Source organism: Xanthomonas sp. DAR 35659 (assembly GCF_041242975.1).
Taxonomy (GTDB): Bacteria; Pseudomonadota; Gammaproteobacteria; order Xanthomonadales; family Xanthomonadaceae; genus Xanthomonas_A; species Xanthomonas_A medicagonis.
Genome location: NZ_CP162488.1, coordinates 4637946 through 4657540, shown reverse-complemented (window position 1 = coordinate 4657540; position 19595 = coordinate 4637946). Strand labels below are relative to the sequence as shown.

The following is a 19595-nucleotide window of genomic DNA, read 5'->3' as shown; positions in this document are numbered from 1 at the left end:
CGTGCGGGTCCCGGATCCCGGGACCCGGAAGATCAGAACGCGAACGTCACGCCGGCCACCGGGCCCTTGAACTCCTGCTTGAGGCCGACCTTGGTCAGCGACGCGGCGTTGGAGTCGGTCTCGCGGTCCACGTCCAGCTTGAACCAATCGTAGCCGGCGAAGATGCCGAAGTTCGGGGTGAAGCGGTACTCGACGATCGCGTTGGCACGGCTCAGGTCGCCGTCGTACTTGCCGAAATCGCCCCACTTGGTGTTCAGGTACTGGCCCTGCACGTTGAACAGCCAGTGCTCGTTCGGCTGCGCGGTGAAGCGCAGGCCCACCACCGGCGCGGCGCCATCTTCGCTTTCGTCGATGAAGGTGCCCGAATACAGGTCGCCCAGGTCGGCGTAGGCATTGGCCTGGACCTTGGCCCACTCGGCGCCGATCTGCAGGCCCATGCTGAACTGCGGGTTGTCGATCACCGAGTAGTCGTACACCAGGCTGGCGACCTGGTACTTCAGCTCGCCCTTGACGAAGCTGCCGCTCGGCACGGTGACGCCGTCGTAGCTGACGTCCTCACCCAGCGCCTCGCGGCGGTCCTTGTCGTACTTGAAGTAGTCGAAGATCAGGCGCTGGCGGGTGCTGATGCGGAACATGCCGTCCACGCGCGGCTCCCATTCCTTGCCGCCGAAATCGAAGTCCTGCGATCCGGAGATCTCGTTGCCGCCGATGTTGGTGTTGCCGCGCAGGGTGTTGTCGTTGTCCACGTTCATCGCGCCGAGGCGGATGGTGAACCGGTCGTCGCCGTCTTCGGCGTGGGCGGGAAGGGCGTATGCGGCGGCGAGCGCGCATGGCAACGCCAGGGCTAGCAAGTGTTTCATGGGGGCAAGGCTCCGTGGTCTGGTATGGATGCGCCGATGGCAGCGCCACCGCGTGCCGCAACTATCCTTAAGACCGTGTCCACCATTCGTGAAGGTACGGATATTCGCGGGCGGCGTTCATCACAGATCCGACCGGCAAAAGAAGAGCCCCGGTTGCCCGGGGCTCCATAGGCCTGCGCGGCGGATCGACGAGGATGGGCGCAGTCCCTGCAACTCCGACCCGGCGCACGCGCGAAAGTTCCCGACGCGGAATGTTGCTGCGATGCGACAATCCGGGCCGCGGTCCAGGGCGTTCGGCATGGTATGGTGCCTCGCCCGGCGCGATTCGGGATGGCCGCAACCTTTGGCGGTTGTCTCGGAAATTGTCCCATTGCTATAATTCCGCGGCTCGACGGACGCGAAGACGTCCTCAATCCACCACCAACTGCAGGATTTTCTGTGCTGAACTCCGTTGAAGCGGGTCGGCGGCTGATGCTGCGCGCAGCGATTTACCCGCTGGTGGCGGTGGCCGTGGTTTCCCTGGCGTTCCTGCTGCTGGGGCCGAAGTACGCCATGGGCGCCGCCGCAACCGGGCTGGCGACGGTGGCGGGGGGATGGCTGGCGGCACGCACCGCGTTGGGCGGGGGCGTGCAGGCGGCCGGTACGGCGATGGCGCGGTTGATCGTGGCCATGGTGCTGAAGTGGGTGTTGGTGTTCGCGGTACTGGCGCTGGGCTTTGCCTGGTGGCGGCTGCCTCCTCTGGCCCTGTTGGCGGGTATCGCCACCGGGCTCATGTTTCAGGTTCTGGCTCTGGCCAGGCGTTGATCGAATCAAGATAAGGCTCAGGACTCATGGCGGGCGAGGCACTAACCCCTACCTCCTACATCCAGCACCACCTCAAGAACCTCACCTTCCAGGTGCAGGAAGGCGGGTTCTGGCAATTGCACGTCGACACCCTGGTGATGTCGCTGCTGTCCGGCCTGCTGATGGTGTTCGGCTTCTGGCTGGCCACGCGCAAGGCCACCGCCGGCGTGCCCGGCAAGTGGCAGGCGTTCGTGGAGATCCTGCTGGAGTTCGTCGACCGCCAGGCCAAGGACACCTACCACGGGACCAGCAAGCTGGTGACCCCGATCGCGATCACCCTGTTCTTCTGGATCCTGATGATGAACCTCATCAAGATGGTTCCGGCGGACTTCATCGCCAAGCCGCTGGAACTGTTCGGCGTGCACAGTTGGAAGCCGGTGCCCACCGCCGACGTCAATGCCACCCTGGGCATGTCGATCAGCGTGTTCTTCCTGATGATCTTCTTCTCGCTGCGCTCCAAGGGCGTGGGCGGGATGACCAAGGAATTCCTGACCGCGCCGTTCGGCAAGTGGATGCTGCCGTTCAACCTGATCCTCAACATCGTCGAGTGGCTGAGCAAGCCGGTGTCGCTGGCGATGCGACTGTTCGGCAACATGTTCGGCGGCGAGATCGTGTTCCTGCTGATCTGGGTGCTGGGCGGTGCCGGCATCTTCGGTGCGCTGGCCGGCGGCGCGTTCGGCTTCGGCTGGATGCTGTTCCACCTGCTGGTGATTCCGCTGCAGGCGTTCATTTTCATGATGCTGTCGATCGTGTACCTGAGCCTGGCGGAAGACAGCCACTGACGTTTCTGTTTCACGCGTTATAAGCAACCCTTCGTTCGATTCACCATCCTCAAGCAACTTTGTTCCTGGAGAAAACCATGTACTTCGCCGTCCTGACCAACCTCGCCCAAGTCCAGAGCTCCACCGTCCTCGCCGTCGGCATCATGATCGGCCTGGCCGCGCTGGGCGCCGGCCTCGGTCTGGCCATCATGGCCGGCAAGTTCCTGGAATCGGCCGCGCGCCAGCCGGAACTGATCCCGGTGCTGCAGGTCCGCATGTTCATCACCGCCGGCCTGATCGACGCCGCGTTCATCATCAGCGTCGCGGTCGGCCTGCTGTTCGCGTTCGCCAACCCGATGATCGGCGAGTTCGTGTCGCGCCTGCCGCAGGGCGGCTGATCCAGTAGTACCGGCGAGCGGCCGCAGCAGTGCGGCCGCCGCTGCGGATGAAGGTTCGGACGCGTTCGCCGCAGGGCGGCGCGTCCACCCCGTCACCTTTGGCTGAGCGTACCCAATGAATATCGGTCTCACCCTTTTTGCCCAGGCGCTGGCCTTCGCCGGTCTGATCTGGATCGTCGCGACCAAGATCTGGCCGCCGCTGATGCGGGCCATCGAAGAGCGCCAACAGAAGATCGCCGAAGGCCTCGCCGCCGCCGATCGCAGCCAGAAGGATCTGGCGCAGGCGCAGGAGAAGGTCAACGAAGCGTTGAAGGACGCGCGCACCAAGGCCAACGAGATCATCGACCAGGCCCACGCCCGCGCCAACCAGATCGTCGAAGCGGCCAAGCAGGAAGCGATCGCCGAAGCCAACCGGCAGAAGGAACTGGCCCAGGCCGAGATCGACGCCGCCGCGACCCGTGCGCGCGAGGATCTGCGTCGCCAGGTGTCGCTGCTGGCGGTGACCGGCGCGGAGAAGCTGCTCAGGCGCGAAATCGACGCCAACGCCCACAAGGCGCTGCTCGACGAGCTGGCGGCGGAGATCTGAGATGAGCCAGGCCCTCACACTGGCGCGTCCGTATGCCCGCGCCGCGTTCGCCGCGGCCAGCGATGCCGGCAAGCTCGCGCCGTGGTCCGACGCGCTGGCGTTCTCCGCCCAGGTCGCCGCCGATCCGCGCGTGGCCGCGCTGCTGCACAACCCGCTGCTGCAGCGGGAGCAGGCGGTGGCGCTGCTGGCGCCGGACGCGGTCGACGAGCAGTACCAGCGCTTCCTGAGCCTGCTGGCCGAAGGCCAGCGGCTGCCGCTGCTGCCGGAGATCGCCGGGCTGTACGACCAGCTGCGGGCCGAGGCCGAGCGCGTGGTGCAGGCCAACGTGACCTCCGCGACGGCGCTGAGCGATGCCGAGGTGGCCTCGCTGAAGGTGGCGCTGAAGCAGCGCTTCGGCCGCGAGGTCGAGATCACCACGGCGGTGGACGCTTCGCTGATCGGCGGCGCGGTGATCGACGCCGGCGACGTGGTCATCGACGGGTCGTTGAAAGGCAAGCTGTCGCGTCTGCAATCCGCACTGGCCCACTAAGAAACGGGAATGGCGAATAGAGAGGAGAGAACCCGGCCCGGCGGCGACGCCACCCGCGATTCCCGATTCCCCATTCCCGATTCTCAAAGAAGCTAACCACACGTCGCCATCCGCCCTTGCGCGATGGACGATCCGAAGGAAACCAAGATGGCAACCACGCTCAACCCCTCCGAAATCAGCGAACTGATCAAGAACCGCATCGAGCAGGTCAAGCTGGCCGCGGAGTCGCGCAACGAAGGCACGGTCACCAGCGTGTCCGACGGCATCGTGCGCATCTTCGGCCTGGCCGACGTGATGCAGGGCGAAATGATCGAACTGCCGAACGACACCTACGCCCTGGCGCTGAACCTGGAGCGCGACTCGGTCGGCGCGGTGGTGCTCGGCGACTACGAGAACCTGCGCGAAGGCGACGTGGCCAAGACCACCGGCCGCATCCTGGAAGTGCCGGTCGGCAAGGAACTGCTGGGCCGCGTGGTCAACGCGCTGGGCGAGCCGATCGACGGCAAGGGCCCGCTGGGCACCAGCCAGAGCGCGCCGGTGGAGCGCGTGGCGCCGGGCGTGATCTGGCGCAAGTCGGTCGACCAGCCGGTGCAGACCGGCTACAAGTCGGTCGACGCGATGATTCCGATCGGCCGCGGCCAGCGCGAGCTGGTCATCGGCGACCGCCAGACCGGCAAGACCGCGCTGGCCATCGACGCGGTGATCAACCAGAAGAACACCGGCATCAAGTGCGTGTACGTGGCGATCGGGCAGAAGGCCTCGACCGTGGCCAACATCGTGCGCAAGCTGGAAGAGAACGGCGCGCTGGCCCACACCATCGTGGTCGCCGCGACCGCCTCCGAATCGGCGGCGATGCAGTACATCAGCGCCTACGCCGGCTGCACCATGGGCGAGTACTTCATGGACCGTGGCGAAGACGCGCTGATCGTGTACGACGATCTGTCCAAGCAGGCCGTGGCCTACCGCCAGATCTCGCTGCTGCTGAAGCGCCCGCCGGGCCGCGAAGCCTACCCGGGCGACGTGTTCTACCTGCACAGCCGCCTGCTGGAGCGCGCCGCGCGCGTGTCCGAGGAGTACGTGGAGCAGTTCACCAAGGGCGAGGTCAAGGGCAAGACCGGTTCGCTGACCGCGCTGCCGATCATCGAGACCCAGGCCGGCGACGTGTCCGCGTTCGTGCCGACCAACGTGATCTCGATCACCGACGGCCAGATCTTCCTGGAAACCGACCTGTTCAACGCCGGCATCCGCCCGGCGGTGAACGCCGGCATCTCGGTGTCGCGCGTCGGCGGCGCCGCGCAGACCAAGATCATCAAGAAGCTCTCCGGCGGCATCCGCATCTCGCTGGCGCAGTACCGCGAGCTGGCGGCGTTCGCGCAGTTCGCCTCGGACCTGGACGAAGCTACCCGCAAGCAGCTCGAGCGCGGCCAGCGCGTCACCGAGCTGATGAAGCAGAAGCAGTACCTGCCGATGTCCATCGCCAACCAGGCGCTGTCGATCTACGCGGTCAACGAAGGCTTCCTGGACGACGTGCCGGTCAACAAGCTGCTGGCGTTCGAAGAGGGCCTGCACGCCCACTTCGCCAACACCCAGGGCGACCTGATCGCCAAGGTCAACGACACCGGCGACTGGAACGGCGATATCGAGGCCGCGTTCAAGAAGGGCATCGGCGAGTTCAAGACCACGGGCAGTTGGTAATCCAACTGCAGGGAATCGGGAATCGAGAATAGGGAATCGTAGGAGCGGGATCCGGGCATTGCCCATTCCCGATTCTCCATTCCCCATTCCCACGAAGCGAGCAAAGCGAGCGAGAGCATGGCAGGCGGACGCGAAATCAAATCCAAGATCAAGAGCGTGCAGAACACCCGCAAGGTGACGCGCGCGCTCGAGATGGTCTCGGCCTCCAAGATCCGCAAGGCGCAGGATCGGATGAAGACCTCGCGCCCGTATGCGCAGGCGATGAAGCAGGTGATCGGGCATCTGGCGCAGGCCAGCACCGACTACACGCATCCGTTCCTGCTGCAGCGCGAGACGGTCAAGCGCGTCGGCTACATCGTGATCTCCTCCGATCGCGGCCTGGCCGGCGGCCTGAACAACAACCTGTTCCGCAAAATGCTGGGCGAAGTGCGCCAGTGGCAGGACAAGGGCGCGGGCATCGACGTGGTCACCATCGGCCAGAAGGCCTCGGTGTTCTTCCGCCGGCTCAAGGTGGACATGGTCGGCAGCGTCAGCCACCTCGGCGACGTGCCGCAGCTTGAACAGCTGATCGGCGTGATCAAGGTGATGCTGGATGCGTTCACCGAGGGCAAGATCGACCGCGTCTATCTGGTCTACAACCGCTTCGTCAACACGATGACGCAGAAGGCCAGCTTCGACCAGTTGCTGCCGCTGCCGGCGGCCGAGAGCCAGGTCGCGCACCACGATTGGGACTACCTGTACGAACCCGATGCCGCGACCGTGCTCGAGCACGTGATGACGCGCTACATCGAGTCGCTGGTGTACCAGGCGGTGCTGGAGAACGTGGCGTCCGAGCATGCGGCGCGCATGGTCGCGATGAAGGCGGCCAGCGACAACGCCAACAAGCTGATCAGCACCTTGCAGTTGGTCTACAACAAGGCGCGCCAGGCCGCGATCACCCAGGAAATTTCCGAAATCGTCGGCGGCGCAGCCGCTGTGTAGCCGGGAATGGGGAATGGAGAAACGGGAATGGTCGCAGCATCGCTCGATCTTCCCATTCCCGATTCCCCGTTCCCCATTCCCGACACCAGTTTCGAACAGACATTAGTGGAGTTATCCAAATGAGTCAGGGCAAGATCGTTCAGATCATCGGCGCGGTCGTCGACGTCGAATTCGCGCGTGCCGATGTGCCGAAGATTTACGACGCACTGAAGGTCGAAGGCACCGCCATCACGCTGGAAGTGCAGCAGCAGCTGGGCGACGGTGTCGTGCGCACCATCGCCCTCGGTTCCACCGACGGCCTCAAGCGCAACCTGATCGCCACCAACACCGGTCGCGCGATCTCGGTGCCGGTCGGTGCCGGCACGCTGGGCCGCATCATGGACGTGCTGGGTCGCCCGATCGACGAAGCCGGCGACGTGCAGGCCAGCGACCACTGGGAAATCCACCGCGCGGCGCCGACCTACGAGGACCAGTCCTCGGCCACCGAGCTGCTGGAAACCGGCATCAAGGTCATCGACCTGATGTGCCCGTTCGCCAAGGGCGGCAAGGTCGGCCTGTTCGGCGGCGCCGGCGTCGGCAAGACCGTCAACATGATGGAACTGATCAACAACATCGCCAAGGCGCACTCGGGTCTGTCCGTGTTCGCCGGCGTGGGCGAGCGTACCCGCGAGGGCAACGACTTCTACCACGAGATGAAGGACTCCAACGTCCTGGACAAGGTGGCGATGGTGTACGGCCAGATGAACGAGCCGCCGGGCAACCGCCTGCGCGTCGCGCTGACCGGCCTGACCATGGCCGAGTACTTCCGCGACGAGAAGGACGCCTCGGGCAAGGGCAAGGACGTGCTGCTGTTCGTCGACAACATCTACCGCTACACCCTGGCCGGTACCGAAGTGTCGGCGCTGCTGGGCCGCATGCCGTCGGCGGTGGGCTATCAGCCGACCCTGGCCGAGGAAATGGGCGTGCTGCAGGAGCGCATCACCTCGACCAAGTCCGGCTCGATCACCTCGATCCAGGCCGTGTACGTGCCCGCGGACGACCTGACCGACCCGTCGCCGGCGACCACCTTCGCCCACCTCGACGCCACCGTCGTGCTGTCGCGTAACATCGCCTCGCTGGGTATCTATCCGGCGGTGGATCCGCTCGATTCGACCAGCCGTCAGCTGGACCCGAACGTGATCGGCCACGAACACTACGACACCGCCCGCCGCGTGCAGTCCACCTTGCAGAAGTACAAGGAACTGAAGGACATCATCGCGATCCTGGGCATGGACGAGCTGTCCGAAGAGGACAAGCAGGCCGTGTCGCGCGCGCGCAAGATCGAGCGCTTCTTCAGCCAGCCGTTCCACGTGGCCGAAGTGTTCACCGGCTCGCCGGGCAAGTACGTGTCGCTGAAGGACACCATTCGCGGCTTCAAGGCCATCGTCGACGGCGAGTACGACCACCTGCCGGAGCAGGCCTTCTACATGGTCGGCGGCATCGAGGAAGCGGTCGAGAAGGCCAAGAAGATGGCCGAGAAGGCGTAACAGCCGGGATTCGGGATTCGGGATTAGGGATACGCGAGGCGGCATCGAGGACCACGGGTTGGGAGCAAGGGCAGGGCGGCGCGACCGCTTTGGCCATTCCCCATTCCCCACTCCCCACTCCCGCCTCGCGCCAGCGAGGTAACCATGAGCACCATCCGTTGCGACATCGTCAGCGCCGAGCACGAGATCTACCACGGTGACGCCACCCTGGTGGTCGCCACCGGCGAGCTGGGCGAGCTGGGTATCGCGCCCAAGCACGCGCCGTTGATCACCCGGCTCAAGCCCGGCAAGGTGGTGGTGACCACCGCCAGCGGCGAGCAGCTGGATTTCGCCATTTCCGGCGGCATCCTCGAGGTGCAGCCACAGGTGGTGACCATCCTGGCCGATACCGCGATCCGCGCCCAGGACATCGACGAGGCGTCGGTGCGCAAGGCCAAGGAAGATGCCGAGCGCATGCTCGCCAACCGCGGCGAAGGCATGGACGTGGCCGAGGCGCAGGCCAAGCTGGCCGAGGTCACCGCGCAGTTGCAGGCGCTGGAACGCCTGCGCAAGAACCTCAAGCACTGAGTTCACCGCCACGCCGGCCCAGCGGCCGCATGCGCGACGACGACGCCGGCAAACGCCGGCGTTGTCGTGTCGGGGAGAGGAGTTGGTCTCCTTCGTACGCTGCCTCCGCGCGCATGTTGGGGATCACCGCGCGACCCGGCTTGCCGCACGCTGCTGACGCGCAGGCGCATAGATCGCCGCGAAGATCGCATTCCTGCGGCGCAGTCCGCGATCGAGGTGGAATGCGACGCAGCGCACGGCGCTGGCTTGCTGGTCGCTGACTCGGTGGTGTCTCCATGCGACGAGACGCGCGTGCGGTCATCGTCCGGTCCATGGACTGCGGCAAGATGGCCGCCCGATCTGCGGTCCATCCCCCACCCGCAGACGGTTACTGGAGAGCCGAGATGCCCCTGTCCGCTTCCGGTCCTCGTCCCTGCGTGCATGCGCTGACCGCTGTGCTGGCCAGCGCCATGCTGATGGGATGCGCCTTGCCCGCGCGCAGCGCCACCCCGCTGGAACCGTTGCTGGACCGCATCGTCGAGCGCAACGCGATCGGCGACCAGGTCGCGCTGAGCAAGTGGGACAGCGGCAAGCCGGTGCTGGACGCCGCGCGCGAGGCCGCGGTGCTGGCGGGCGTGCGCGCGCAGGCGCCGGCGCACGGCGTGGATGCGGACGATGCCGCGCGCTTCTTCGGCATGCAGATCGAATCCAACAAGCTGGTGCAGTACGAACTGTTGGCGCGCTGGCACCTGCGCGGCCGCGCGCCCGACAGCCCGCGCCCGGACCTGGCCGCGCTGCGTGCGCGCCTGGATCAACTGCAGGGCGAGATGCTGGATGCGCTGCAGGCCAGCGCCGCGGTGCGCCAGGCCCCGGATTGCCCGGCCACGACCGCGCGCGCGGCCGAGGCCTATGCGCTGCGCTGGCAGCTCGACCAACTGCACCGCACCGCGCTGGTGCGCAGCCTGGGCGATTTCTGCCGCTGAGCGGGGCGCGTGTGGACTTGGATCGCGTAGACGCGGCCCGGGTTCATCCATGTAGGAGCGGCTTCAGCCGCGACAGGGACTACCGGTCGCGGCTGAAGCCGCTCCTACAGGGGGCGCGGCATCTCGCCGCTAGCGGTACACCACATGCCGCCCCAGGAAGAAGGACACGACCGCGAGCACGCCTTCGACCACCGGCTTGGCCAGCCAGGCCAGGCGCAGGCCCAGCGCGTCCGCGCACAGCGTCACCAGCCAGGTGCTGAGCAGGGTCAGCATGAGCCATATGGCGAGGAAGCGGCCGAAGCGCCGCCAGCCCAGGCGCGCCGCGTCGTCGCTGGCGAAGGTGATGCGGCCGTTGAGCCAGAAGCCGAGCAGCGCGCCGCACACGCGGCCCAGCACATTGGCCGGGATCGTCGGCATGCCGGCGGCGGTGGCGGCGACGAACACGCTCCAGTCGATCAGCAGTTGCAGCAATCCGATCACGACGAATTGACTGCCCTGGCGCAGCAGACTCATGGGAGTCCAGGGTGGGGATCAAGCGCGCATGCTAGCGATTGCGGCGCGGATGTAAATGCCGCCGGCGCGGACGGCGTCATGACGGCACGGCGCGGCGGCTGCCTCTAGAATTCCCGTCTTCCCCGGAATGGAACCTGCCATGAGCCTGCCCCTGCACGTCGTGATCCTTGCCGCCGGCGCGGGCAAGCGGATGAAGTCGGCCAAGCCCAAGGTGCTGCATCCGATCGCCGGTCGGCCGATGCTGGCGCACGTGATCGAGACCGCGCGCCAGTTGCAGCCGGCGGCGATCCACGTGGTCTACGGCCACGGCGGCGAGGCGGTGCGCGCCGCGTTCGCCGCGCAGCCGGACCTGCTGTGGGCCGAGCAGGTGCAGCAGCTGGGTACCGGCCATGCGGTGCAGCAGGCGATGGGCGCGATCCCCGATGCCGCCACCGTGCTGGTGCTGTATGGCGACGTGCCGCTGATCCGCGCCGAGACCCTGCTGCGCCTGCTGCACTCGCCCGGACGGCTGGCGGTGCTGGTGGCCGAGCCGGAGGACCCCAGCGGGTACGGCCGCATCGTGCGCGACGCCGCCGGCAAGGTCGCCGCGATCGTCGAGCAGAAGGACGCCGACGACGAACAGCGTCGCATCCGCACCATCAACACCGGCATCGTCACCGCCGAGTCCACCGCGCTCAAGCGCTGGCTGGCGCAGTTGCGCAGCGACAACGCGCAGGGCGAGTACTACCTCACCGACGTGTTCGCTTCCGCCACCGCGGAATTCACCCCGGCGGAGATGGTGCTGGTGGCCGATCCGACCGAGGCCGAAGGCGCCAACGATCCGTGGCAGCTCGCGCAGCTGGAGCGCGCCTGGCAACTGCGCGCCGCGCGCGCGCTGTGCGAGCAAGGCGCGTACCTGCTCGACCCCGGTCGCCTGGACCAGCGCGGCCGCGTGCGCGTCGGTCGCGACGTGCGCATCGACGTCAACGTGGTGCTGGAAGGCGACGTGGAGCTGGGCGACGGGGTCAGCATCGGTCCGTTCGTGCGGCTCAAGGACGTGGTCCTGGGGCCGGGCACCGAGGTGCGCGCGCATTGCGACCTGGACGGCGTGGTCACCGAGGGCGCGGTGATGATCGGTCCGTTCGCGCGGCTGCGGCCCGGCACGGTGCTGGCCGACGGTGTGCACGTGGGCAACTTCGTCGAAACCAAGAACGCGGTGCTCGGCGTCGGCAGCAAGGCAAACCATCTGACCTATCTCGGCGACGCGACGATCGGGGCCGGGGTCAACATCGGCGCCGGTACCATCACCTGCAACTACGACGGCGTGAACAAGTGGCCGACCACGATCGGCGACGACGTCTTCGTCGGCTCCAACAGCGCGCTGGTGGCGCCGCTGACGATCGGCAGCGGCGCCACCATCGGCGCCGGGTCGGTGATCACCCGCGATGCGCCGGCCGGCCAGCTCACCGTGGCGCGCGTGCGGCAGAGTACGCATGAGGAGTGGAAGCGGCCGAAGAAGAAGTAGCCGGCCGCGCCGCGTGACGGGTGTCGCAACCGGCGCGGCAGGGTCGCGCTAAGGTGGCGCGGCTGGCGGCACACGGGGCCAGCGTCGCGACGACCGATGGAGGTGTTCGATGCAGGCACGAGACGCGCGTTGGTGGATGCTGGTTCTGCTGCTGATCGCGGCCGGCGCCGTGCAGGCGCAGACCTATCGCCTGTACCTGGCGCCGGATGGCGACGACACCGCGACCGGCACCACTGCGGCGGCCGCGTTGAAGACCCTGGCCGAGGCGCAGAAGCGCTTGCAGGCGACGCCGCCGCCGGCGCAGACCGAGGTGGAGATCGTGGTCGCGCCGGGCACCTATGTGGGCCAATCGGTGCGCTGGACCTACCGCAACGCCGGCGCGCCGCTGCGCATCGTCGCCGCGCCGGGCGCGGCGACGATGCCGCATTTCGACGGCCGCGGCGGCGGCACCTGGTTCACCCTGCGCGGCGGCGGCAACCAGTCCACGCAGCTTCAGTTCGTCGGTCTGGAGGTCAGCGACTACTGGATGGCGATGGACCTGGGCAGCAGCAACGCGGCGGCCGACGGCAACGCCGGCAACGAGATCCGCGGCATGCGCTTCACCCGCATCGGCGGCATCCACGGCCAGGGCAATCCGGCGTACTCGTACGCGGCGATCCGCCTGCAGAACTCGCGCGACAACCTGATCGTCGGCAACCAGTTCAGCGCGATCGAGAACAGCAAGGAAACCTCCGGCTACATCCATGCGCTGTACCTGGCGCGGCATTCGACCGGCAACGTGGTGAAGGACAACGGCTTCACCGACGTCAACGGCGACGTGGTGCGGACCCGCGACGCCTCCGATGCCACCGAGGTGCGCGGCAACCGCTTCGTGCGCGCCGGCAAGTACGCCGCGTTCTCCGACTGGTTCTCCCTCGACCAGGGCGAATGCCCGTCGCAGGGCGGGCGTTTCCTCGACAACACGGTCGGCGCCGGCTACTACGGCGCGATTCCCGCCACCGCCACCACCGGCGCCGACGACGCCTGCGGCGCGCTCGCCACGCCGCGCATCGTCGAGAGCGGGACGGTGCGCGAGTGAGGCGCGTGTGCGCGATGGCATGTCGGGGTGTATCGGGAAGGCTGTCGCGACTGAAGTCGCTCCCACAGGGTCATTCGCGCTGCTGGGGCCGCGAGGCTGGCGCTCTCTGTAGGAGCGGCTTCAGCCTCGACAGGACGTGTCGATCGGCACCTTGTCGCGGCTGAAGCCGCTCCTACAGACGTGCGCGGTGCGCTAGCTTGCCGGCGTCAGCGGCAGTTGCACCGCCACGCACAGTCCGCCTTCGTCGCGGTTCTGCAGCGACAGGCGGCCGCCGTGCGCCTCGATGATTTCGCGGGTCAGCGCCAGGCCCAGGCCGGTGCCGTTGCGTTTGGTCGAATAGAACGGCATCAGCGCGTTGTGCAGCACCGCTTCGTTCATGCCGCTGCCGCGGTCCAGCACTTCGATGCGCAGCCATTCCGGGCGGGTGGAGACGCGGATGCGCACGCTGTCGGCCGGCGCCTGGCCTTCGGGGCTGGATTCGTGCGCGTTCTTGACCAGGTTGAGCAGCGCCTGCTGCAGTTGCGCCGGATCGACCCGGCTGTGCAGGTCGGGCGCTTCCAGTTCCAGCACGAACGGGATCTGCTGCTGCAGCCCGCCGAGGAACTGCGCCCACGCCACGGTCTGCAACTGCGGCTGCGGCAGCTTGGCGAAGCGCGCGTAGCCGCGGATGAAGCCCTCCAGATGCCGCGCGCGCTCCTCGATGGTGCCGAACACTTCCTCCAGCCGCTCCACCTTCTGCCGGCGCACCAGTTCGGCGCCGGAGTGGGCCAGCGAGGCGATTGGCGCCAGCGAGTTGTTCAATTCGTGGCTGATGACCCGGATCACCTTCTTCCAGGTGTGCACTTCCTGCCGGCGCAGTTCGGCGGTGAGCAGGCGGATCAGCAGCAGGTCGTGTGGGCGGCCATTGAGGCGGAAACGGCGCCGCGACAGGTGGTAGACCTGCTCCTCTTCCGGGTCGTCCTCGTCGACGATGGTGAACAGGCTGTCGCCGCCGCGCGCGACCGCTTCGCGCAGCGCCGGCGGCATGTCCAGCAGCAGGTCGTCCAAGCGCTGGCCCTCCAGCTTCCAGCCGCCGCGCAGCAGCTTGCGCGCGGCCAGGTTGGAGAACACCACGCGGCGCAGGCCGTCGCCACCGCTGGAGGTCAGCAGCATCGCCACCGGCGTGTTCTGCACCATGGTGTCGAGCATCAGTTCGCGCTGCGCCAGGCCCTGGCGCTGTTCGCGCAGGATCTCGCCCAACTGGCGGTGGGCGACCACCATTTCGCCGAGTTCGTCGTCGCCGCGCCAGTGCACGCCGAAGTTGTATTCGCCATCGCGGTAGCTGCTGACGGTGCCGGCCAGGGCGCGGAACAGCGAGCGCATCGGCGCGGTGGCGCGGCGCAGCGTCCACCACATCAGCGCCAGCAACAGCAGCGCCGAGCAGGCCACCACTTCCCAGCCGCGGTCCATCCAGTACGCCAGCAGCCACGGCATCGCCGCCGCCAGCGCCAGCACCGGCAGCAGGCGCAGGAACAGGTCGACGGTGAAGGAGCGACGCAGCTTCATTCGCGCGGGATTCCGTAGCGGTCCATGCGCCGGTACAGCGCCTGTCGGCTCATGCCCAGTTCGGCCGCGGCCTGGGCGATGACGCCGTTGGCGCGGCCCAGCACCGCGACGATGCGCTCGCGGTCCGGTTCGGCGCCTGCGGCGGGGCGCGGCGGCGCCGGCTTGGGCAGGTTGAGGTCGGCGGCCTCGATCTGGCGGCCGCCGGCGAGCAGCTCGGCGCGCTGGATCACGTTGCGCAGTTCGCGCACGTTGCCGGGCCAGGCGTGGCGCTGCAGCGCCTGGATGGCGCCGGCCGACAGCGGTTTGGCGCCGGACAGGAAGTGCTCGGCCAAGGGCAGGATGTCGCCAGGCCGGTCGGCCAGCGCCGGCAGCGACAGTTCCACCGCGTTGAGCCGGTAGTACAGGTCCTCGCGGAAGCTGCCGTCGCGGATCATCGCGGTCAGGTCGGCGTTGGTGGCGCTGATCACCCGCACCTTGACCTGGCGCTCGCGGTTGGAGCCCAGGCGCTCGAAGCGGCCGGTTTCCAGCACGCGCAACAGCTTCATCTGCCCGGCCAGCGACAGGTTGCCGATCTCGTCCAGGAACAGAGTGCCGCCGTCGGCGGCCTCGAACTTGCCCTCGCGCACCTTGTTGGCGCCGGTGTAGGCGCCGGCCTCGGCGCCGAACAGTTCGGCCTCGATCAGTTCGGCCGGAATCGCCCCGCAGTTCAGCGCCACGAACGCGCCCTGCCGCATCGGCGAATTGGCCTGGATGATCTCGGCGATCTTCTCCTTGCCGCTGCCGTTGGGGCCGGTGATGAGCACCGGCAGTTCCGAACGCGCGACCTGGCAGGCCAGGGCGATGGCGCGCTCGCTGGCCGGGTCGGCGAACACCGCCCCGCGCAGGTCGTAGCGCTGCGCCAGTTGCTGGCGATGGCGGCGTTCGCCGTCGCGGCGCCGCTCCAGTTCGCGGCGCGCCTCGGACAGTTCCAGCAGGTTGTTGACCGTGGTCAGCAGCTTGCGGTCGTCCCAGGGCTTGGCCAGGTAATCGGCGGCGCCGGCCTTGACCAGTTCCACCGCGCTGCTGAGTTGGGTCCAGGCGGTCAGCAGGATCACCGGCAGGTCCGGATGGCGCGCGCGGATCGCGTCGAACAAGGCCACGCCTTCCTCGCCGGAGGTGGTGTCGGCGCTGAAGTTCATGTCCTGCAGCACCAAGTCGATGTCGCCCTCGGCCAGGCGTTGCAGGCCGGCATCCGGGCTGTCCGCGTGCGCCGTCTCGATGTCGTGCAGGGAGAACAGCACTTCGAGCGCGGTGGCGACGGCGGGGTTGTCGTCGATGATCAGGATGCAGGGCATCGGATACCTTGGCGGATGGCCGGGCCGGAACCGGCGAAGACAGGACGAGGCGGCATCATCGCAGCCCCGGCGCGGCTTGTCGTGTGCGCGGCGCGGGCCGTTGCGAGGCCGGGGGGCGCGCGGCGGCGGACGCGCTCATGGCGCCGGATACGCGGCGGGTGACAACCGCGCCGCGCGCCGCGCCGGGCCGCGCATCGCCAGCCAGCCGGTGGCGAGCAACAGCAGCGCGACCAGCAGCGGTGCCGGCGCCGGCGGCGACAGCAACGACGCATCGAACAGGACGCGGCGCAGCAGTGCCGCGATGGTCGCGCCGAGGGCGATGCCCAGGCCGCTCAGCAGCAGGTTTTCGCGGCGCAGCTGGCGCTGGATCTGCGCCGCGCGCGCGCCCAGCGCACGCCGCAATGCGATCTGCCGGTCGCGCTGGCGCACCATCGCCTCGCTGAGCGCGTAGACCATGCCGCCGGTGCCGAACAGCCACAGCGCCGCGCCCGCCGCCCACAGCCGCAGCCGATGCCGCTGCAGGCGCTGATGCTGCTGGCGCAGCGCGCCGGCGCTGTCCACTTCGAGCAGCCGCCCCGGCACGATTCGCGCCGCGTCCGCCGCCAGCCGCGCGCGCACCCGCGCCGGATCGCCGGGCGCGATCCGCAGCACGTACAGCGGGTTGCCGGGATCGGGCGAGCGCAGCGCCAGGATCGCGCTGTCGTCGTTGTCGCCGTCGCCGGGCGCGCGCAACCGCTCGACGACGCCGACCACGCGCGCCGGCGGCCTGTCGCCCAGATACACCGCCTGTCCCAGCGCGTCGCGATCGGGGAACATCCGCGCCGCCAGCGAGCGGGTCAGGATCACCCGCTGCGCCAGGTCCAGCGCGCTGGGCGCGACGAAATCGCGATACTCGTCGCTGGCGAAATCGCGGCCGCGCTGCAGGCGCAGGCCCAGCGCCGGCACCAGGCCGGGATCGCCGAGGTAGACGGCGGCGCGGAACTGTCCGCCGCTGCCGTCGGCGCGCGGCCCGAGCAGGGCGTCCCAGCGCTCGGGCCCGAACGGCAACTGGTTGACCGCCGCGACGTGCAGCACGCCGGGCACGGCGCGCAACGCCGCGGCCTCGCGCCGCGCGGCCGCGGCGGAGACGCGGCCGTCCAGGCGCAGGGTCAGCAGGTGCGTGTCGTCGTCGATGCCGCTGGCGAGGTGCAGCTGCGCATGCGCCTGGCTGGCGAGCGCGATCAGGCCCAGCAGCAGCGGATAGCCGATCGCCATCTGCAGCACGATCAGCGTGGCCAGCAGTCTGTGCTGGCGCAGCGAGATCAGCATGCGGTCCATGCGCGTGCGCCGCCGCTCACGCGCTGCGCGTGGCGACGGCCGGCGCCACGCCGGCGGCGCGCCGCGCCGGGCCGAGCACCGCGAGCTGGCCGAGCAGCCACAGCGTCACCGCGCCGACCGGCAGGTACCACAGCGGCAGGCGCTGCAGTTCGTAGGCGCTCATCAGGTACAGGTTGGCGGCATAGGCCAGCAGCATGCCTAGGCCGATCCCGGCGCTGGCGAGCAGGAAGTTCTCCAACTGGAAGTAGCGCAGGATCTGCCCACGGGTGGCGCCCAGCGCACGGCGCACGCCGATCTGCTTGGTGCGCTGCTGCACCCAGAAGCTGGCCAGGCCGACGATACCCAGCGCGGTGACCAGCAGCAGCATCGCGCACACCCCGACCAGCAACCAGGCCATCGCGCGGTCGTTGCGGTAGTAGTTCGCGCGCGCCTGCTGCAAGGTCATCGTGCCGTTTTCCTGGATCATGCGCCTGGGGCCGTGTGCCAGCAGCACGCTGCGCGCCTGCCGCAGCACCGCCTCGCGCTGCGCCGGATCGCGCACCCGCAGCAGGTAGGTGCCGTTGGTGTAGGGCATGTTGACCGGGAGCAGCATCGCGTCCTGGTAGTCGGCCGGCGTCCCGAAGTCGCGCGGCTGCACCAGGCGCTGCACGATACCCACGATGCGGTGCTCGCCGAACACCCGGATGGTGCGGCCCAGCGCGGTGCCGTCGGGGAACAGGCGTTGCGCCAACGACTGACTCAGGATCACCGACGGCACCGTCCCGGTGTCGTTGGGATCCTGCAGCCGCGCGTAGTCGAGGAACTCGTCGGGGTGGAAGCGGCGCCCGGCGACCAGGGTCAGCCCCAGCGTGTCCAGCAACTGCGCATCGCCCATGTAGTTGGTCGCGCGCATGGTGCTGCGCTGCTGCTCGGCGTTGAGCGAGATGCCGCTGTAGGTGACCGTGCTGCCGAACGGCGGCTGGTTGACGACGCTGGCCTTGCTCACGCCGGGGATCGCGCGCAAGGCGTCCAGGTCCGCGCGGGTCAGTGCGGCGCTGTCGCCGTTCTTGGTCACGCTGCGGATACGCACTTGCACGATCTGCTGCTCGGCCGCGCCGCTGGGACGCTGCACGCGTTCCAGGCGCAGGTGGATCAGGAACAGGGCGTTGCACACCACCGCGCAGCTGAAGGCGATCTCCAGCACGATGAGCACGGCGGCGATCTTGTGCTTGCGCAGGCTGGAGAGGATGGGGCGGATGTCCACGGGAGCGTTCCTGGCGGGAAGGAGGATGCGCGGTCGCGTCATTGCGACTTGAGTTGCAGCGCGGTGGGGACGCGCATGGCCTGCCACGCCGGCAGCGCGCCGGCCAGCAGGCTGCTGGCCAGGGCCAGCACGAGCGTGCCCAGCAGCATGCTGCCGTCCATATGCGCCAGCCCGGCGTAGTCGGCCGGCTGGCGACGCACCAGCCACAGGCCGATCCAGGCCAACAGCAGGCCGGCCGCGCCCCCGGCCGCGCCGATCATCCCGGCCTCGACCAGATGCTGGGCGAAGATCGCGCGACGCGATGCGCCCAGCGCGCGGCGCACGCCGGTCTCGCCGCTGTGGCGCATGAACTTGGCCAGCATCAGGCCGACGGTGTTGAGCAGGCAGATGCCCAGGAACACGAGTGCCAGCCACAGTTGCAGGCGCACGTCTGCAGGCACGGCGTGATTCCTGTCCAGCCACGTCATCACGTCGCTCAGCCGGTTGTCGGCCGGATGGCTGAGGCGCCCGGCATCGTGCTGCTGGCGGGCGTAGCGTTCGAGATAGGCGCGGTAATCGGCATGCTTGGCCGCATCGGCCAGTTCCACCCAGTACTGGATCCACACGCAAGGAGCGTTCTCGCCGGTGGGGCCATCGGGACTGTCGCTCCAGCAATCCATGGTGCCTCTGGTGCCGAGCTCCAGGTCGCGCGAGGTGGAGAAGGGAATGAAGACGTCCTCGCTGTCGGCATAGGTTTCGTTGGTCATGTCGTAGAAGCGCGGATTCATGCTCCAGTCGTCGACCACGCCGACGATGCGCAGCACCGCGTCGCCGATCTGCAGGTCCTTGCCGACGCTGTCGACGTCGCCGAACAGCTTTTCGTTCAGGCGCCGCGAGATCACCGCGACCCGCGCGCGCCGGCCGTCGTCCTCGGCGGTCCAGGCATGCCCGTACCGCATCGGCACGCCGAACATCGGAAAGAAATCGGCGCTGGTGTAGCGCGCTTCCAGCGAGAACGGGGTCTGCTGCGGGTCTGCCGGCACCACGCTGACGCCGCCGGCGGACATCATCGCCTGGCGATCGCCGCGCTTGTCGCGCAACAGCGCTTCGGCGTCGCGTCTGGTCAGCTGCAACGGTTCGGTTGCGCCCGGTTCGTACTTTTCGTCCGGATAGACGTTCATCTCCACATAGAACAGCTGCGCGCTCTTGCCCGGAATCGGATCCGCGGCCAGCACATGGAACACGGTCAACGTCGTCATCGATGCGCCGATGCCCACGGCGATGGCCAGCACCATCAGCGCGGTCAGCAGCCGGTTGCGGCGAAAGCTGTGCAGCGCCAGTTTGCAGTAGTAGCCGAACATCGGGATGTCCTGA

19 protein-coding genes are annotated in these 19595 nt (G+C 68.3%); 12 read left to right on the top strand and 7 right to left on the bottom strand.

The genetic code is table 11. From position 1 onward, the window contains the following. Window positions 1-32: 32 nt before the first annotated feature. The gene (locus AB3X07_RS19685) at window positions 33-860 is read right to left on the bottom strand and encodes a hypothetical protein (protein ID WP_369940508.1); all 828 of its coding nucleotides are present in this window, start codon (window positions 858-860) and stop codon (window positions 33-35) included. 438 nt (window positions 861-1298) lie between these two features. On the opposite strand from AB3X07_RS19685, the gene AB3X07_RS19680 reads away from it, so the two are divergent. The 10 genes from AB3X07_RS19680 to AB3X07_RS19635 all read left to right on the top strand — a co-directional run bounded on the left by AB3X07_RS19680 (window position 1299) and on the right by AB3X07_RS19635 (window position 9708). Continuing rightward, complete coding sequence (locus tag AB3X07_RS19680) at window positions 1299-1664, top strand: ATP synthase subunit I (RefSeq protein WP_369940507.1); 366 nt, start codon at window positions 1299-1301, stop codon at window positions 1662-1664. A 26-nt stretch (window positions 1665-1690) separates the two neighbouring features. After that, window positions 1691-2485 carry a F0F1 ATP synthase subunit A gene (gene atpB / locus AB3X07_RS19675; RefSeq protein ID WP_369940506.1) on the top strand — a complete coding sequence of 265 codons (795 nt, stop codon included), beginning with the start codon at window positions 1691-1693 and terminating at the stop codon, window positions 2483-2485. A 77-nt stretch (window positions 2486-2562) separates the two neighbouring features. Next, window positions 2563-2862, top strand: coding sequence for a F0F1 ATP synthase subunit C (gene atpE / locus AB3X07_RS19670; RefSeq protein WP_046978353.1), 300 nt, complete (start codon window positions 2563-2565; stop codon window positions 2860-2862). Window positions 2863-2977: 115 nt separating this feature from the next. Then, on the top strand, window positions 2978-3448 hold the full coding sequence (locus AB3X07_RS19665; protein WP_369940504.1) for a F0F1 ATP synthase subunit B: 471 nt from the start codon (window positions 2978-2980) through the stop codon (window positions 3446-3448). Window position 3449: 1 nt separating this feature from the next. After that, window positions 3450-3977 carry a F0F1 ATP synthase subunit delta gene (locus AB3X07_RS19660; protein WP_369940501.1) on the top strand — a complete coding sequence of 176 codons (528 nt, stop codon included), beginning with the start codon at window positions 3450-3452 and terminating at the stop codon, window positions 3975-3977. A 147-nt stretch (window positions 3978-4124) separates the two neighbouring features. Beyond that, window positions 4125-5672 carry a F0F1 ATP synthase subunit alpha gene (gene atpA / locus AB3X07_RS19655; RefSeq protein WP_369940499.1) on the top strand — a complete coding sequence of 516 codons (1548 nt, stop codon included), beginning with the start codon at window positions 4125-4127 and terminating at the stop codon, window positions 5670-5672. Window positions 5673-5789: 117 nt separating this feature from the next. Next, window positions 5790-6653, top strand: coding sequence for a F0F1 ATP synthase subunit gamma (gene atpG, locus AB3X07_RS19650; protein WP_369940498.1), 864 nt, complete (start codon window positions 5790-5792; stop codon window positions 6651-6653). A 119-nt stretch (window positions 6654-6772) separates the two neighbouring features. Further along, complete coding sequence (gene atpD / locus AB3X07_RS19645) at window positions 6773-8179, top strand: F0F1 ATP synthase subunit beta (protein WP_369940496.1); 1407 nt, start codon at window positions 6773-6775, stop codon at window positions 8177-8179. A 144-nt stretch (window positions 8180-8323) separates the two neighbouring features. Beyond that, on the top strand, window positions 8324-8746 hold the full coding sequence (locus tag AB3X07_RS19640) for a F0F1 ATP synthase subunit epsilon (RefSeq protein ID WP_369940494.1): 423 nt from the start codon (window positions 8324-8326) through the stop codon (window positions 8744-8746). 383 nt (window positions 8747-9129) lie between these two features. Then, window positions 9130-9708: a chorismate mutase gene (locus tag AB3X07_RS19635; protein ID WP_369940493.1), complete on the top strand. Its 579-nt coding sequence runs from the start codon at window positions 9130-9132 to the stop codon at window positions 9706-9708. A gap of 129 nt (window positions 9709-9837) precedes the next feature. Here AB3X07_RS19635 and AB3X07_RS19630 read toward each other — a convergent pair whose 3' ends face one another. Beyond that, window positions 9838-10221, bottom strand: a complete 384-nt coding sequence (locus tag AB3X07_RS19630) for a GtrA family protein (RefSeq protein ID WP_369940492.1) — start codon at window positions 10219-10221, stop codon at window positions 9838-9840. 139 nt (window positions 10222-10360) lie between these two features. Here AB3X07_RS19630 and glmU point away from each other — a divergent pair, with 139 nt between their 5' ends. Then, entirely contained in the window at window positions 10361-11725 is a 1365-nt protein-coding gene (gene glmU / locus AB3X07_RS19625) for a bifunctional UDP-N-acetylglucosamine diphosphorylase/glucosamine-1-phosphate N-acetyltransferase GlmU (protein WP_369940491.1), read from the top strand. Window positions 11726-11834: 109 nt separating this feature from the next. Next, complete coding sequence (locus tag AB3X07_RS19620; protein WP_369940489.1) at window positions 11835-12803, top strand: right-handed parallel beta-helix repeat-containing protein; 969 nt, start codon at window positions 11835-11837, stop codon at window positions 12801-12803. Window positions 12804-12995: 192 nt separating this feature from the next. Here the strand turns inward: AB3X07_RS19620 and AB3X07_RS19615 are convergent, their stop codons facing one another. The 5 genes from AB3X07_RS19615 to AB3X07_RS19595 form a co-directional block, all read right to left on the bottom strand. Next, complete coding sequence (locus AB3X07_RS19615) at window positions 12996-14348, bottom strand: sensor histidine kinase (RefSeq protein WP_369940488.1); 1353 nt, start codon at window positions 14346-14348, stop codon at window positions 12996-12998. Then, complete coding sequence (locus tag AB3X07_RS19610) at window positions 14345-15682, bottom strand: sigma-54-dependent transcriptional regulator (RefSeq protein WP_369940487.1); 1338 nt, start codon at window positions 15680-15682, stop codon at window positions 14345-14347. Before AB3X07_RS19610 ends, AB3X07_RS19615 begins: the two co-directional genes overlap by 4 nt. 135 nt (window positions 15683-15817) lie before the next feature. After that, on the bottom strand, window positions 15818-16999 hold the full coding sequence (locus tag AB3X07_RS19605; protein ID WP_369940486.1) for an ABC transporter permease: 1182 nt from the start codon (window positions 16997-16999) through the stop codon (window positions 15818-15820). A gap of 16 nt (window positions 17000-17015) precedes the next feature. Then, window positions 17016-18242: an ABC transporter permease gene (locus AB3X07_RS19600; RefSeq protein ID WP_369940485.1), complete on the bottom strand. Its 1227-nt coding sequence runs from the start codon at window positions 18240-18242 to the stop codon at window positions 17016-17018. 38 nt (window positions 18243-18280) lie between these two features. Beyond that, on the bottom strand, window positions 18281-19582 hold the full coding sequence (locus AB3X07_RS19595) for an ABC transporter permease (RefSeq protein ID WP_369940483.1): 1302 nt from the start codon (window positions 19580-19582) through the stop codon (window positions 18281-18283). Window positions 19583-19595 lie beyond the last annotated feature (13 nt).